Genomic DNA, 14,427 nt, shown 5'->3' with positions numbered 1-14,427 from the left:
AATCGCTGGTTTCTAGGTGCTTGGCAAAGCATCGCCCATCATTCCCATACCCTGCTCAATGTCCTGCGCTGTTGCTAACGCGGCCTTTTCTGCATCTCGCTCACGTAGCGCGGCAATAATGTCTTTGTGTCTGTCGGGCAGGCTTTGAGTGCCGAAGCGACCGCAAACGATGCGCAACGAAGGGCCGAATCGCAGCCATAGCCGTTCGGCTAGATCAACAAGTATCGGAGCGTCCGCATGGGAATACAGAGATTGGTGAAAGGCGTGGTTCAAACGCAGGTAACCCCCTACATCTCCATCCGCGATCATATTGTCCAATCGTTGATCCAGCTGCTCAAGATAGTCGATCTCGGTTATAGATATGTTCTTTGTGGATCGCCTGGAAAGCTCTGTTTCTATTGAAATTCTTGCAAAAATCATCTGCTCGATGTCGTTGGCTGAAAGCAGCGGGACGCTCACGCGACGATTGCCCTGAAAAATGAGCGCGCCGTCGGAAATCAGACGGCGTATTGCCTCGCGCACCGGAGTCATGCCGACACCAAGCGAATCAGTCAGGCCCTGGATCGTGACCGGCTGCCCGGGCACAAGATCGCCAAACAGAATCTGGGATTTCAGTGTCCGATAGACCTGTTCGTGCGCTGGGCGTTTTTCTTCATCTACCGGAGGTGTATCTGCTTTATTTTTGATCAAATCCAAAAGGTTTGCCCCAATCCAAGTGTTTCTGTCTTGCCAGAATCTTCACCTATTCCGACCATAGGTGAAACCGCCATGAAACGCAAAACTTGATCAAATCCAAAAAAAGGTCAAAATGGCCGCACAGTTGCAGGGAGAAAAATATGAAACTGAAAACGCTGGGGATGACAGCGATCGTCGCATTGGGGACTTCGGCCGCGTTTGCTGAAGAAGTGCGCGTCTATAACTGGTCCGACTACATCGACGAAGATCTGCTGAGCAAATTCGAAGAAGAAACAGGGCTGACCCTGATCTACGATGTGTTCGACAGCAACGAGGTTCTGGAAACAAAAATGCTGGCCGGTGGGTCAGGCTATGATGTGGTTGTGCCTTCAGGCACGTTCCTACAACGCCAGATCCAGGCCGGCGCATTCCAGGAACTGGATGCCGCCAAGCTGTCGAATGCAGGCAACCTATGGGATGTGATCCAGGAACGAACCGCAGGGTATGACCCCAACAACGCCTACTCGATCAACTATATGTGGGGCACGACAGGTATCGGGTTGAATGTCGGCAAGGTCAAAGAAGTGCTGGGCGACGATGTTGCGCTTAACAGCATGGATCTGGTGCTCAAGCCCGAGAACATGGAAAAGCTGGCCTCGTGTGGGGTGCATTTCCTCGACGCACCGTCTGAGATCATTCCGATGGTGCTGCAGTATATCGGCGAAGACCCTGACAGCCACGACACGGATGTAATTGGGAAAACCGAAGAAATTCTGACCAGTGTGCGCCCGTATGTTCAGAAATTCCATAGTTCGGAATACATCAATGCGCTCGCCAATGGTGATATCTGCGTTGCTGTCGGCTGGTCGGGCGACATCTTGCAGGCACGCGACCGTGCGGCGGAAGCGGATAACGGCGTGGACATTGAATACCATCCCTTTGCGGAAGGCTCGCTGATGTGGTTTGACCAGATGGCTATTCCGGTCGACGCACCAAACCCCGAAGGCGCGCACCAGTTCCTGAACTTTATCCTGGATGCCAACAACATGGCTGCGGCGTCGAACTATGTGTACTACGCCAACGGCAACAAGGCCTCGCAGGAGTTTCTTGAAGAGGACGTGATCGGTGATCCGGCGATCTATCCGGATGATGCGACCATGCAGAACCTCTACATCACCACACCTTATCCGGCAAAGACCCAGCGGGTGGTGACACGTCTCTGGACCAAAGTGAAATCAGGCACCTGATCTGATCATAGCGCAAGGCGGGCCCACTGCCTTGCGCCATTTTTATCCTGACCGATAAACGGGGGCCGCCTTGAATTCTGAAGTCTTTGCGCCGTGGGATGACCCGCAGGCGAAACCCTTGATCCAGTTCCAGAACGTCACCAAGCGTTTTGGCGCATTCACCGCAATCGACAATCTTTCATTGGATATCTACGAGCGTGAGTTCTTTGCGCTGCTCGGCCCGTCGGGCTGCGGCAAGACCACGATGATGCGGATGCTGGCCGGATTCGAAACCCCTACCGATGGTCACATCCTTCTGGGTGGACAGGATATCGACCCGATCCCGCCCAACAAACGGGCGGTAAACATGATGTTTCAGTCGTATGCGCTGTTTCCTCATCTCAGCATCTGGGACAACATCGCCTTTGGCCTGCGCCGGGACAACATGCCCAAACGTGATCTGGAAGAGCGGGTCGATGAGATGCTGCGCCTAACCCGGCTGGAACAGTTCGCACGCCGCAAGCCGCACCAGATCTCGGGTGGTCAACGCCAACGCGTTGCGCTGGCCCGGTCATTGGCCAAAGCACCAAAACTGCTATTGCTCGACGAACCTTTGGGCGCTTTGGATAAGAAACTCCGTCAGGATACTCAGTTCGAGTTGATGGACATTCAGGAAAAAACCGGCACGACCTTTGTCATCGTGACGCACGATCAGGAAGAGGCGATGACCGTTGCCAGCCGAGTGGCCGTGATGGATCAGGGCAAACTGATGCAAGTGGCAACTCCAGATCGCATCTATGAGACGCCAAACTCGGTTTATGTTGCTGATTTCATTGGGGATGTGAATATCATTGAGGGACGCGCTACCGCAGCAGGCGACGAAAGCTATCAGATCGAGTGGGCAGAAGGGCAACCCCCGTTAGCGGCGTCTTCCGCGACCCAACTGTCCAATGGTCAGAGCTGTCATCTGGCGATCCGGCCTGAAAAGGTCGCGATATCTGCCGAGCGCCCGGTCGATGCGATCAACGCCATTCAAGGCAAGGTGCATGACATCGCCTATCTGGGCAACTTGTCGACCTATCATGTCGAACTGCCAAACGGCACGATTATCAAAGCGCAAACAGCGAATACCCGCCGCATCTCGCGCCGCTCGTTCACCTGGGAAGACCCGGTTTGGCTGTCCTGGACAGCGACTGCCGCAGTTCTGCTGGAAAACTGATGCGCCGCGCTGTTCTTATCGCTGTCCCGTATGTCTGGTTGCTGGCACTGTTCTTGGTGCCGTTCTTTATCGTCCTAAAGATATCGCTTTCAGACACCGCACTTGCCATTCCGCCCTACACTCCGACGCTGGACCTGTCCGCAGGTTGGGCGGGTATCAGGGATTTCTTCAGCCAGCTTGATCTGGAAAACTTTGTCTGGCTGACTGAAGATGATCTTTATTGGAAGGCCTATCTGTCCAGCGTGAAGATCGCGCTGATCTCAACGGTGTTGACGCTGATTGTCGGGTATCCGATCGCATATGCGATGGCGCGCGCACCTGAAGAGTGGCGACCTACATTCATGATGCTGGTCATCCTGCCGTTCTGGACTTCGTTTCTGATCCGGGTCTACGCATGGATGGGTATCCTCAGCAACGAAGGCTATCTGAACCAATTGTTGCTGTGGACGGGCATCATCTCGACCCCGTTGACCATTCTGAACACGAATACCGCAGTTTATATCGGTATCGTTTATACCTACCTACCTTTTATGATCCTGCCGATTTATTCGTCGCTTGAACGGATGGACGGGTCGCTGATCGAAGCCGCCGAAGACCTTGGGTGTTCGCGACTGCAGGCATTCTGGTTGATCACAATCCCCTTGTCGCGCCCCGGTATTATCGCGGGCTGCTTCCTCGTGATGATTCCGGTGATTGGGGAATTCGTAATCCCCTCGCTACTGGGCGGATCGGGGACCTTGATGATCGGTAAGGTGCTGTGGGAAGAGTTCTTCTCGAACCGCGATTGGCCCGTCGCCAGCGCGGTGGCCGTGGTTCTGTTGCTCATCCTCGTGATCCCGATTGTGCTGTTCCAGCGCAACCAGCAAAAGCAGACGGAGGCAGAACAATGAACAGGCTGAGCTGGTTCAACACTGTCTCACTGACGCTGGGATTTGCCTTTCTGTATATCCCGATGATCATCCTGATCATCTTCAGCTTCAACGAAAGCAAGCTAGTCACTGTTTGGGCCGGTTTTTCGACCAAATGGTACGGCGAGTTGATGCAGAACCAAGCCTTTCTTGATGCAGCCTGGGTCACGCTGCGTGTGGCTGTGTTCTCGTCAACGTTGGCCACGATTCTGGGCACCGCAGCAGCTTACGTTCTGGTGCGCGGCGGACGGTTCTTTGGGCGCACGCTGTTTTCCGGGATGATCTATGCCCCGCTCGTGATGCCCGAAGTGATCACGGGTCTGTCGCTGCTGTTGTTGTTCATTGGCATCGGATTGGACCGGGGGATCTTGACCATCGTTCTGGCGCACACGACGTTTTCGATGTGTTTTGTCTCGGTCGTCGTATCCTCGCGTCTTGTGACCTTTGATCGGTCGTTGGAAGAGGCGGCGCTGGACCTGGGCTGCTCTCCGGCGCAGGCGTTTCGTCTGGTCACACTGCCAATCATCGCGCCTGCAGTGATTTCGGGATGGCTGCTGGCTTTCACCCTATCGCTGGATGACCTTGTGATTGCCTCGTTTACATCTGGACCTTCTGCCACCACGTTGCCGATCAAGATTTTCTCGGCCGTGCGTCTGGGGGTCAGTCCAGAGATCAACGCGCTGTCGACGTTAATGATCGCCGTTGTCACGGTGGGCGTTATTACCGCGTCCCTGGTGACCAAGCGGGCGATGGTTCGGCAGAAACAGGATGAGTTGGCCGCGGCAAGCGCTGAATGAGGCGTATATTTCCTGATTATGCCTACGGCCCCGCGCCACGCGCGGGGTGTTGGTGGGATGAGACGATCGCGACCCCTGCTTGGCCAAAGCTCGAAGACGATATCAGCGTTGACGTCGCCGTCATCGGGGGCGGGTTTACCGGCTTGTCCGCCGCATTGCATCTGTCCGAGGCAGGGGTTTCGGTCGCTGTGTTCGAGGCGGAAACACCGGGCTGGGGGGCGTCCGGTCGAAACGGGGGCTTTTGTTGTCTGGGCGGGTCAAAGCTCAGCAAGGCTGGTCTGACACGTCGCTATGGTCAGATGGCAACGCAGGCCTATTACCAAGCGGAAGAAGACGCCGTTTCACTGGTTGCTGACCTTCTGCGTGATAACCAAATCGACGCCGAAACGCATTCCAAGGGTGAAACTCAACTGGCCCATTCACGGCGCGCGATGGAACGATTGCGCCGGTCGGCCGATCCGGCCGGACAATTGCACGAAATCGGCGAACTGAGGAGCCTTGGGTTGGGCGGTGCGTTTTTCGGCGGCTATACAACTCCGATTGGTTTTGCCCTGAACCCCCGAAAGTATCTGTTCGGCTTGGCAGGCGCTGCCCAGGCAAAGGGCGCAACTCTGTTCCAGAACAGCCCGATCACGCAGATCAAACAGGCCACCTCGGGATTCGTGCTGACCTCGCCTGCGGGTCACGTTCGTGCTTCGAACGTTCTGGTGTGCACAAATGGCTACTCAAGCGAGGATCTGCCGCCCTGGTTGGCCGCGCGTTATATGCCTGCACAGTCAACGGTTCTTGTGACGCGGCCTCTGACTGATGTCGAGCTGCAGGCGCAAGGCTGGACGTCGGATCAGATGGCCTATGACACGCGTAATTTGCTGCACTATTTCCGATTGATGCCCAATCGACGATTTCTGTTTGGGACACGAGGGGGGCTGCTTTCATCCCCTGGGGCTGAGGCGCGCATTCGGCAAAAGGCCTTCGGGGATTTCAGGCGGATGTTCCCCGCCTGGGACACGATCGATGTCACACATAAGTGGTCCGGCATGGTTTGCCTTGCCCGGAACCTTGTGCCCTTTGTGGGCCCGGTTCCTGAGCATCCGGGGATGTATGCAGGGTTTGCTTACCACGGCAATGGTGTGGCGATGGGAACCTATTGTGGACGTGCTTTGGCGCGACTGGTGCTGGGGCAATCCGCAGACATTCCGTCCCCTATTGCGGGTGCGCCGGGGCGGTTTCCCTTTGGCCGTTGGCGTCGCGCTGTCATGCCGCCAGCCTATGCGTATCTGGGTCTGGCGGACCTATAAGGCCTCAACTTCCAACTCATACCCAATGGCATAATCAGCCGCACCGTTTTCGGCCCGCCAAAGACAATAAGCGGCCATGCGCCAGGCAAACCAAGGCCTCAATGACAGATAGCGTTCGGTGATATCGGGTTGGTCGTAGGCCTTAAGAAACAGCGTCTCTTCGGCCTCGGACAAGGGCGCGCCTCGATAGAGTTGCTGCATCGCAGGTGAAAGGAATATCGCCAAGTCTTCACATGGGTCACCGAAGGCCGGGCATTGCCAATCGATCAGCGTCAGCCCATTTTTCGATTGCAGGATGTTTCCCGCGACCGGATCGCCATGGATCAAGCACCGCGCGGATAATGGCGGTACTTGGGCCTGAGGTTTTTTTGCAAGCAACGATCGCCGCTCTTCCGCGTGGCAATCAGCCAGAATTTGACACGCGTGCTGTTCCAGATCTTCGCTGCCATTGCAGCCGTTAGGGAGGTCCAGATTGACCGGAATTTGGTGCAACCTTCCAAGCAGATGGGCCACGCCCGAAACATCGTCTTGCCAAGGGACGCCCGGTGCGTGGTCATAGTAGACCCAGCTGTCGTCTCCAAAGGAACCCGTGGCACGTAAATTGGGCACGAAGCCAAAGCTGTTGAGCGTGCGCAGACATTCTGACTCAAGCCGGGCATCGTTGCGAAACAAGGGGTTCTGAAACCCGGTGCTGAATAACTTCAGAACGGCATCACTATTGCCGGACAAAACCTTCCAGACATGATTGGTCCGCCCACCGTACAACACCTCGAAGGTCACGTCGTGGCGGATCAAACCTTGGGTGCTGAGCTGGGCAACAAGACCCGGGGGAGGTTGGTGATGATTAGACAGGAGAGATACCGGTTTAGGGGGCGAGTCGCGATGCACCAAGCTTTGGCCCGCCTTGCCTTCTAGATCAAGCACCCGTGCGGATTTGCGTGACCATTTCGGCGGACACCTCTGCACCGCTCTCCAGTTTCAGGATGATGCCACCTTCACTGACCTGTGCCTCTACCACCCGACCGAAGGCAGATGCGGGCGTGCTGGTTAGTAACTCACCTCTTTTGAAGCTCTCCAATGTGGCTGAGTAACTGCCAGCGGGAAAGGGATCACCGGCACTGCTGACCCCGGCCCACTCGAATTCGGCCTTATCAGTAGGCACAGGGATACGATCGACAATGGTGCCCTGGTCATTGCGGATGACCAGCTCGGCCCGGTCGGCAGTGGGTTCGGCCTGAGCAAAAATCAGAACAGGCTGATCTACAAAGCGAAACGGTGCATCGGTTTTGACATTCATCCCAACCCACCCGGTGAGCTGATTAAGATCGACTGCCCCCATTGTCAGCGCGAGACCAGACAGAAGCTCATTGGCTTTGACTTGTTGTTCGACCATCGAGAACTGCGCCAGCTGAGAGGCATATTCGGAGGAATCCAGAGGTTCAAGCGGATCCTGATTGCGCGCCTGCACGGTCAGCATGCGCAGAAAGGTCTCGAAATCTGACGTCAGTGCCGAGCGTTCCGAATTGTTGTTTGCGCCGGGATTTGCACCCGTTGCGGTCACTGAATTGGTCGCTGAAATCATCAATTAAAGCCTCATATCAAGGCCCCTTTCAGGGCCGGCCGAAAGTGTGGGTGCCTTATGGTCCGCGTCACGAACCATTTCGACCGTTTCTGAGGAAGGGTCAGGCTCTGATGGATCACCATGCCGGGACGAGTCCCCGGACATGCTAAGATCAAGCGACAGATCCCCATAACCCAGCTTTTCGAACTCAGCCGACAGAATCGCAATGTGTCGCCGCATCAGGTCCAGTGTTTCGGGCCGTTCGGCCGCGATCGATAGATGAAACCCGTCTTCTCGACCGTTGAGCGTGATTGATACGCGCCCAAGCTCTTCGGGGTTCAGGGCTATTTCAACGCCACCGGTATTTGGTCGGGTCAAAATCGAAGCGGCCAGTTGCCCCGCAATCGTGCGTGCCGTTTCCGCGCGGGCTGCGGCGACGGGCATCGCTTGCGTCGTGTCGCGTATCGTGTGGCCCACCGCTGTGTCTTTGACAGCAAAAAGGTCATCAACTTCCGCGCTGATCGCCGTTTCCGCAATAGCATCGCCCGGAGCCCGGTCGAGATTCCAAGCTGTTGCCTGCGGTTTCAAGGCGGCAGAAATGACAGTTTGCTGGGTTATTCGAGCCTCTACAGGCTCAACTGCGCGTGCGACGAGTGGCACCTCTGTTTCAGGACTTGGCGGTTCCAGTTTCGAAAACGTATCCCCCACAAAGCTAGCATTTAGCGCGTCTGAGGCCGGCATTTGGTGTAGATATCCATTTCCGCTAACATCATGGATCGGAACTTGGGTTGGCGCTCGAAGAACGTTTGCGTCAGGCCTTGGGGCAGCCGCTTCGGGCAAGCCTGTATTTTGTCTTAGCGTTGAGTTTTCAGAGGCCAACTGCGAAATTTGCTGTACCGGGCTGGGCGGAGCGGCAACATGGTTCGTCTCACCGACGGCAAAATCTGCGTGGTGTTTCGGCGCATCTGCGACCTCTTGCGCAGCCACCTGCAGTTGGGCGGGCTCTAGTTCGTCGGTTTTGATTGTCTCAGTTGAATCTGCCGTAGAAACAGATGGAATTTCTGATTGTTCGGATGGCAGGTTTGAATCAGCCACAAACGGATCTACATCCTTCAACTCGATTTGTTCGACATCCTCATTGAGCACTTCCTCAAAGGCAAACCCACCTTTGGTATCACGCTCTTTACCCTGAGATGCCCCCGGTTTGTCACCCGTGGCAGATGCAGGCGACATGATCGTCAGCGGGTTGGTCATTTTTCGCTCCGGGGTTTCTTTGATCTGGCCGGCACTGTGCCCACAGGAAGTTACGTTTATTTTAACCGCTTTCCCCTTTGATCGAGAAAGTTCATAGCAATTTTCGGAGAATCCGATGACGATTACATCTACCAGTGCGACCATGCACTCCGCCCAGATTCCACAGAAGCTGAAAGCCGCCTCTGTTGAGCTGGAAGCCGCTTTTCTGGCTGAAATGCTCAAGTCAGCAGGACTCGGCCAAGCACGAAGTTCCTTTGGCGGTGGCGCAGGCGAAGATCAGTTTGCTTCGTTTCTGGTGCAACAGCAGGCACAGCAAATGGCAAAGGCGGGTGGAATCGGCCTTTCGGAAATTTTGTTCAATGCAATGATGGAGAAGTCCGATGGATAAAGATCTGATTCAGGCACTGGAAGACCTTTTGGATCTGGAGCGCACAGCCCTGGTTCAGGGGGATTTGACCGATCTGGATCGATTGGTGCCTGAAAAAGAGAATCTGATCGATGCAATAAATGATCTGCAGGTGTTGGAAAGCGATGATCTGATCCGGATCCAGACGAAGGTCGTGCGCAATCAAGCCCTATTGAATAGTGCGGCCGAGGGTATTCGGGCTGTGGCGGACCGAATGGCGGAACTGAAACAGGTCCGGCAGGAGTTCAGTACTTATGACGCCTCGGGGCAGCGTAGTGGGTTTGCCTTGCGATCGCGGGCAAAGCTGGAAAAACGGGCATAGCATCAGGTTTGATTCAAATTCGAGATTTCGGATTTGCCCGTCTTAGCACTCCGTTAGGAGATCGGGGGCAAATGTGGCGATGCACCTGAAACAACGGGTGGCGCGAAGGCCACAAGGCACGACGCACAGGTCAGAACGACAGAATGCCTGCCGGTTTGGTGGGTCCAACATGGGCGTCAAACGCGCCCGAACGCTAAGAGGATGACAAATATGTCCAGCATTCTGACGAACAATGGCGCAATGGTTGCGCTGCAAACTCTCAAATCGGTCAACAAGAACCTCGCACAGACGCAAAACGCGATCTCGACCGGCAAGGATGTGGCTACAGCCAAGGATAACTCGGCTGTCTGGGCCATCTCAAAGGTGATGGAATCAGACGTCAACGGCTTCAATGCGATCAAGGACAGCCTGGCCTTGGGTGAATCCACTGTCGCAGTTGCTCGAAACGCCTCAGAAACTGTGACGGATCTGCTGAACCAGATGAAAGGCAAGATCGTTGCGGCGCAAGAAGACAACGTTGATCGTGCTAAGATCAACACCGATGTGGCCGCGCTTAGGGATCAGATCGAATCGGTTGTCGGCGCTGCCCAGTTCAATGGCCTCAATCTGGTGAACGGTGGGGCTGGCGCAAGCATTCTGTCCTCTTTGGATCGAGACAATGCAGGCAACGTGACAGCGTCTTCCATTAGCGTATCGGCGCAAAACCTGTCGACAGGTGGTTACACTGCTGCCGACGTGTTCACTGGAACTGACGGGGTCACTGCGGATACGGCCGACGCATTCGGATTTTCGTTGGATGGAAACGGCGGAAGCGATGATGATGGAAGCATCGTGATCGCTGATCCGGGCACATTGTCCGCTGGTGATACTTTCACGGTCCGACTGGGCGACGATGTCGCGTCTTATACAGTCCGGGCTGAGGATATCGCCGCAGGCAACGCGCCCGAAGAGATCATCGCTGCGGGGCTGAAAGCTGCCATCGAAGCTTCGGATGCCAATGTTTCGGTCGTCTATGATCCGGGTACGAATGCTGCACAGCTCGATATCACCAACGAAGGGTCAGATTCGCTGCAGATCAGCGGTCAATATGCCAACGCCAACTCTGGCGGTCTAGGCGCTCTGGCCTCGATTGATGTGTCGACTTCTGCCGGCGCATCCGCAGCGCTTGGTGCGATCGAAGGCCTCATCGATACTGCGATTGATGCCTCGGCGGCCTTTGGTTCGGCGCAGGGTCGGATCGAGACCCAGAAAGAGTTCATCTCGAACCTGTCTGACTCGTTTAAATCCGGTATCGGCTCGTTGGTTGACGCTGACATGGAAGAAACCTCGGCGCGACTGCAAGCGTTACAGGTCCAGCAACAGCTGGCAACCCAATCGCTATCGATCGCGAACCAGGCGCCACAGTCCATCCTGTCGCTGTTCCGCTAACTTTGGAACTGATCCGGGGCACGCACGCTGTGCCCCGGACTTAATCGCCCGCTGAAGGACAATTGGAAGGATTTCAAGTGACACCGCAAACGCTTGCTCACCGCGCTTATGCGCAATCTGCTGCACCGACGCGAACACCTCGGGATACAGAGTATGAGGCGATTTCCAGGATTACACATCGGTTGAAGGCTGCTTCCACGCGGAAAGCGGCTGATTTCGGAGGGTTCGTTCAAGCCTTGCACGAAAATCGCCGGCTGTGGACTGTGCTGGCAACCGATGTGGCGGATGCGGATAACGGGCTGCCGAGCAATCTGCGGGCGCGGATTTTCTATTTGGCTGAGTTTATCGAACAACACAGCAGCCAGGTGCTGGCGAACAAGGCGACCGTTGAGCCGCTGCTTGAGATCAACATGGCCGTGTTGCGCGGGCTACGTCAAATGAGGGGCAACTGATGGGGGGTCTGGTCCTGAAACTTGCCCCAAAGGAACGGGTTCTGATCAATGGTGTTGTAATCGAAAACGGGGATCGACGCAGTCGGTTTTCGATCATGACACCTCAGGCAAATGTCCTGCGCCTGCGCGATGCCATTCACCCGGAAGAGGTCAACACGCCGGTACGCCGTGTCTGCTATGCCGCGCAGTTGGTTCTGTCAGGCGATACCGAACCTGAGCAGGCGCGCCAGCAACTTCTGCGGCGCGTGGAAGAGCTGAGCCAGGTTTTCACGGATGCCGACAGTCGCCGGGTCCTTGCCAACGCAACTGAAGCATTGGTGGCAGAGCAATACTATAAGTGTTTAAAGGCCTTGCGTTCACTGTTGCCGCGCGAAGAACGTCTGATGGCGTATCAGCAGTGACCTTCCAGCCGGTCATACCTTCAGGTGGTCTGGTTGGCTGGCGCTTTTTGCAGCGTACCTATGATGCGCAGCTTCAAAGCTATTCTGCCTCGGGGATCAATGAACGGGACTCAAGGTATTTTCTAGACAATATCGGCAAGGTCCAGACGGCCGAGGATCTGGTTTCGGACCGACGGTTGTTGCGGGTGGCATTGGGTGCGTTTGGCTTGGAAAGTGATCTCGACAATCGGTATTTTGTCCAAAAAATCTTGTCCGATGGAACGCAGGCTGACGATGCGCTTGCGAACAGGCTGGCCGACGGCAGGTACCGTGATTTTGCCAATGCCTTTGGACTTGGTCCCGGCGATGTGCGCAAGACCGGATTGGTGGACGCCATGGAAAAGATCGCTGACGACAACTTGATTGCGCGATTTGAAATCTCGGTTGGTGAAGCAGATGAATCGATGCGTATCGCGTTGTACACCCAGCATGCTTTGCGCGATCTGGCTGGCCAGGGTGGCAGTGAGGACAGAAGGTGGTTTGATCTGATGGGGCTGCCTCCCTTGCGCCGCATGATGGAAACGGCATTGGGGCTGCCTTCAGCATTTGCGCAACTGGATATCGACAAGCAGCTTGAGGTGTTCAAAGATCGATTGCAGCGCGTTACAGGGTCATCCGATTTGGCGCAGTTCACTGAAGGTGAGGCAATCGACAAACTGACCGACACGTATCTGGCCCGCAATCAGATCAATCAAATCCAACAGACGATCTCACCTGCGCAGACGGCTCTGATCCTGCTGGGCGGTGGTTTTTGAACCATTGATGTCAACCAGACACGGTGTGTACGGTTTCTCGCGCAAGGCCATAGGTTGACCGATCCGAGATAGTGAGTGGCACAATTTGAGGTTCAACTCTTGCGAAGTAAACTGTCAAATCAGGCATCGGCTGAGGTTTGCAGGGCAAATGATTTGATCGGTTGCGAGACGTTGTGCAGCTTGATCGCCCCTAAAGGGATCGCCTGTTTGCAAACAGGTTCGATATCTTGCGAGACAACAATTCTATGTCCGACGGTTTTGCCATATTCGCCCAATCTGGCAGCGACATTGGCGGCCTGACCGATCACGGTAAAGTCCAACCGTTCGCGTGAGCCCACATTGCCATAGGTGACGCGGCCATAGGCGACACCAATCGAGCAGTCGAAATCATGATCACTTCCGTCACTGCGCAATTCACCCAGTTTTTCGACGATCTCAGTTGCCGAAAGCTGCGCGCTGGATCGGGCTTTGGCGGCATCGTCACCCGCCGGGAAGACGGCAAGAACAGCGTCGCCGATGAATTTCAGAACTTCTCCGTCATGGTCGTGCACGATCCCTGAAACTGTCTCAAAAAACGCATTCAGTAGCTCGATATAGTCATCACGCCCCAGTTTTTCTTCCAATGCGGTTGAATTTCGAAGATCGCAAAACATGATCGCCGCATCTATGTCATCGCCATCACCGCGGCGAATCTCGCCCCCCAGAACGCGCGCACCGCTGCGCTTGCCTACATAGGTTTCCAGCAGAACCTGCGCGTTTTCGCGCTGCATGAAGACCTCGTAGAACCGCGCGATGACGGTAGAGCATTCAAAAACCAGGCCCAGATTCTCAGTCGTGAACCCATCGGGATGATCGCAAGTCAGTGTCAGGACATTCGTTCGCCCATCCGAGAAAGGCAGTGGCATGGCAACGTAATCGGTGGCCCCTTTTGCGCGCAGGTCTTCGATGATCGGAAAGCTGTTATGCGGATTGTCGTTGTTCAGGCGCTGCCGGACACCACCCAACCCGTTTGAAACGTGACGCAGGGGGCTGTTGGTAAAGGCAGGGTGATCATGAATTTCATAGGTCGGAGTGTGGGTCGAAATCTCAGCCGAGTCTTTCTCCCAGATATAGTGTTTGCCTGCGATCAGCGGATGCAGCGACCAGACCAGAATGCTTAGGCGTTGAATAGCGATGCCATGTTCCAGCATTTTCTCAGCCAGCGTTTTTGTAAAGGCATCAGGAGTGTTAATTTCGGACGCACCGCGCATCAGCCAATCGATCAGGGGGCCGCTGATATTGCCATCGTCGGGTTGACGCAGTTGGTTGTCGCCGAGGTCGATCCGCGTCGCGGTATCCGGCATGAATCCAATATGGCCCTGAATGGCCGCGCTTTCAGGGAAGGCGTCTTCATAAGCCCAAATCGAGTTCGTAAGGCGCTCTTCCGGTAGGCTAATGTCGTGATAGGTTGCGGTACCCTTGAAGGGGCAGAACGTCTGCAATTCGGTCTCAGGGCCGAGTTCGACGCACAGGTCTTCGCGCGGAACATAGATCGCGGGAGGTAGCCGCGTTTCGTACATGACTTTGGCGTTGTGGCTTTCGGCCAGGAGTATATCACCACGGTAGATCGCGATCCGTCCCTGCAGCGGCTCAACGGATATCCCATAGCCTTTGACATTCGGTGTGGCATGGACGTTCATCTGCAAC

16 protein-coding genes are annotated in these 14,427 nt (G+C 55.4%); 11 read left to right on the top strand and 5 right to left on the bottom strand.

Annotated features, from left to right (window positions below):
- Positions 1 to 12: 12 nt before the first annotated feature.
- A complete protein-coding gene (locus I5192_RS14720) occupies positions 13 to 696 on the bottom strand; it encodes a GntR family transcriptional regulator (RefSeq protein ID WP_170406782.1) in 684 nt (227 codons plus the stop codon).
- A 140-nt stretch (positions 697 to 836) separates the two neighbouring features.
- On the opposite strand from I5192_RS14720, the gene I5192_RS14715 reads away from it, so the two are divergent.
- The 5 genes from I5192_RS14715 to I5192_RS14695 all read left to right on the top strand — a co-directional run bounded on the left by I5192_RS14715 (position 837) and on the right by I5192_RS14695 (position 6,123).
- Positions 837 to 1,922, top strand: coding sequence for a polyamine ABC transporter substrate-binding protein (locus I5192_RS14715; protein WP_170508945.1), 1,086 nt, complete (start codon positions 837 to 839; stop codon positions 1,920 to 1,922).
- A gap of 70 nt (positions 1,923 to 1,992) precedes the next feature.
- The gene (locus tag I5192_RS14710) at positions 1,993 to 3,120 is read left to right on the top strand and encodes an ABC transporter ATP-binding protein (RefSeq protein ID WP_170425908.1); all 1,128 of its coding nucleotides are present in this window, start codon (positions 1,993 to 1,995) and stop codon (positions 3,118 to 3,120) included.
- Positions 3,120 to 4,010 (top strand): ABC transporter permease subunit, encoded by an 891-nt coding sequence (locus I5192_RS14705; protein WP_170508943.1) that lies wholly within the window; start codon positions 3,120 to 3,122, stop codon positions 4,008 to 4,010. The genes I5192_RS14710 and I5192_RS14705 overlap by 1 nt, the downstream gene beginning before the upstream one ends.
- Positions 4,007 to 4,825, top strand: coding sequence for an ABC transporter permease (locus I5192_RS14700; protein ID WP_223117155.1), 819 nt, complete (start codon positions 4,007 to 4,009; stop codon positions 4,823 to 4,825). The genes I5192_RS14705 and I5192_RS14700 overlap by 4 nt, the downstream gene beginning before the upstream one ends.
- Positions 4,822 to 6,123 (top strand): FAD-binding oxidoreductase, encoded by a 1,302-nt coding sequence (locus tag I5192_RS14695; RefSeq protein WP_223117154.1) that lies wholly within the window; start codon positions 4,822 to 4,824, stop codon positions 6,121 to 6,123. The genes I5192_RS14700 and I5192_RS14695 overlap by 4 nt, the downstream gene beginning before the upstream one ends.
- On the opposite strand, the gene I5192_RS14690 is transcribed toward I5192_RS14695, so the two are convergent.
- From I5192_RS14690 to I5192_RS14680, 3 genes are read right to left on the bottom strand one after another with little or no spacing between them, the layout of a single operon-like run.
- The gene (locus I5192_RS14690; RefSeq protein ID WP_255611936.1) at positions 6,118 to 7,047 is read right to left on the bottom strand and encodes a phosphotransferase family protein; all 930 of its coding nucleotides are present in this window, start codon (positions 7,045 to 7,047) and stop codon (positions 6,118 to 6,120) included. The genes I5192_RS14695 and I5192_RS14690 overlap by 6 nt on opposite strands.
- Positions 7,040 to 7,705: a flagellar hook capping FlgD N-terminal domain-containing protein gene (locus tag I5192_RS14685; protein WP_223117153.1), complete on the bottom strand. Its 666-nt coding sequence runs from the start codon at positions 7,703 to 7,705 to the stop codon at positions 7,040 to 7,042. Before I5192_RS14685 ends, I5192_RS14690 begins: the two co-directional genes overlap by 8 nt.
- Positions 7,706 to 7,708: 3 nt before the next feature.
- Positions 7,709 to 8,938 (bottom strand): flagellar hook-length control protein FliK, encoded by a 1,230-nt coding sequence (locus I5192_RS14680; protein WP_223117152.1) that lies wholly within the window; start codon positions 8,936 to 8,938, stop codon positions 7,709 to 7,711.
- 115 nt (positions 8,939 to 9,053) lie between these two features.
- Between I5192_RS14680 and I5192_RS14675 the strand changes: the two genes are divergently transcribed.
- The 6 genes from I5192_RS14675 (at position 9,054) to I5192_RS14650 (ending at position 12,741) form a co-directional block, all read left to right on the top strand.
- On the top strand, positions 9,054 to 9,326 hold the full coding sequence (locus tag I5192_RS14675; RefSeq protein WP_170398972.1) for a rod-binding protein: 273 nt from the start codon (positions 9,054 to 9,056) through the stop codon (positions 9,324 to 9,326).
- Positions 9,319 to 9,666, top strand: coding sequence for a flagellar biosynthesis protein FlgN (locus tag I5192_RS14670; RefSeq protein WP_223117151.1), 348 nt, complete (start codon positions 9,319 to 9,321; stop codon positions 9,664 to 9,666). The genes I5192_RS14675 and I5192_RS14670 overlap by 8 nt, the downstream gene beginning before the upstream one ends.
- Positions 9,667 to 9,876: 210 nt before the next feature.
- Positions 9,877 to 11,094 (top strand): flagellin, encoded by a 1,218-nt coding sequence (locus tag I5192_RS14665; protein WP_170406757.1) that lies wholly within the window; start codon positions 9,877 to 9,879, stop codon positions 11,092 to 11,094.
- Between the two features lie 77 nt (positions 11,095 to 11,171).
- Complete coding sequence (gene flaF, locus I5192_RS14660; RefSeq protein ID WP_223117150.1) at positions 11,172 to 11,546, top strand: flagellar biosynthesis regulator FlaF; 375 nt, start codon at positions 11,172 to 11,174, stop codon at positions 11,544 to 11,546.
- The gene (gene flbT, locus I5192_RS14655; protein ID WP_170398959.1) at positions 11,546 to 11,947 is read left to right on the top strand and encodes a flagellar biosynthesis repressor FlbT; all 402 of its coding nucleotides are present in this window, start codon (positions 11,546 to 11,548) and stop codon (positions 11,945 to 11,947) included. Before flaF ends, flbT begins: the two co-directional genes overlap by 1 nt.
- On the top strand, positions 11,944 to 12,741 hold the full coding sequence (locus I5192_RS14650) for a DUF1217 domain-containing protein (RefSeq protein WP_223117149.1): 798 nt from the start codon (positions 11,944 to 11,946) through the stop codon (positions 12,739 to 12,741). The genes flbT and I5192_RS14650 overlap by 4 nt, the downstream gene beginning before the upstream one ends.
- A 119-nt stretch (positions 12,742 to 12,860) precedes the next feature.
- On the opposite strand, the gene I5192_RS14645 is transcribed toward I5192_RS14650, so the two are convergent.
- Positions 12,861 to 14,420, bottom strand: coding sequence for a DUF427 domain-containing protein (locus tag I5192_RS14645; RefSeq protein ID WP_223117148.1), 1,560 nt, complete (start codon positions 14,418 to 14,420; stop codon positions 12,861 to 12,863).
- Positions 14,421 to 14,427: the final 7 nt, after the last annotated feature.

It is taken from the genome of Ruegeria sp. SCSIO 43209 (genome assembly GCF_019904295.1).
In the GTDB taxonomy this organism is placed as follows: Bacteria; Pseudomonadota; Alphaproteobacteria; order Rhodobacterales; family Rhodobacteraceae; genus Ruegeria.
The sequence above is the reverse complement of the archived record's forward strand: the minus strand, read 5'-3'. Positions and strand labels throughout refer to the sequence as shown.

Coding starts and splice junctions, on each gene's coding strand:
- I5192_RS14695 (WP_223117154.1), top strand. CDS start 4,822: ATGAGGCGTATATTTCCTGATTATGCCTACGGCCCCGCGCCACGCGCG.
- I5192_RS14665 (WP_170406757.1), top strand. CDS start 9,877: ATGTCCAGCATTCTGACGAACAATGGCGCAATGGTTGCGCTGCAAACT.
- I5192_RS14675 (WP_170398972.1), top strand. CDS start 9,054: ATGACGATTACATCTACCAGTGCGACCATGCACTCCGCCCAGATTCCA.
- I5192_RS14680 (WP_223117152.1), bottom strand. CDS start 8,938: ATGACCAACCCGCTGACGATCATGTCGCCTGCATCTGCCACGGGTGAC.
- I5192_RS14685 (WP_223117153.1), bottom strand. CDS start 7,705: ATGATTTCAGCGACCAATTCAGTGACCGCAACGGGTGCAAATCCCGGC.
- I5192_RS14700 (WP_223117155.1), top strand. CDS start 4,007: ATGAACAGGCTGAGCTGGTTCAACACTGTCTCACTGACGCTGGGATTT.
- I5192_RS14670 (WP_223117151.1), top strand. CDS start 9,319: ATGGATAAAGATCTGATTCAGGCACTGGAAGACCTTTTGGATCTGGAG.
- flbT (WP_170398959.1), top strand. CDS start 11,546: ATGGGGGGTCTGGTCCTGAAACTTGCCCCAAAGGAACGGGTTCTGATC.
- I5192_RS14645 (WP_223117148.1), bottom strand. CDS start 14,420: ATGAACGTCCATGCCACACCGAATGTCAAAGGCTATGGGATATCCGTT.
- I5192_RS14715 (WP_170508945.1), top strand. CDS start 837: ATGAAACTGAAAACGCTGGGGATGACAGCGATCGTCGCATTGGGGACT.
- I5192_RS14705 (WP_170508943.1), top strand. CDS start 3,120: ATGCGCCGCGCTGTTCTTATCGCTGTCCCGTATGTCTGGTTGCTGGCA.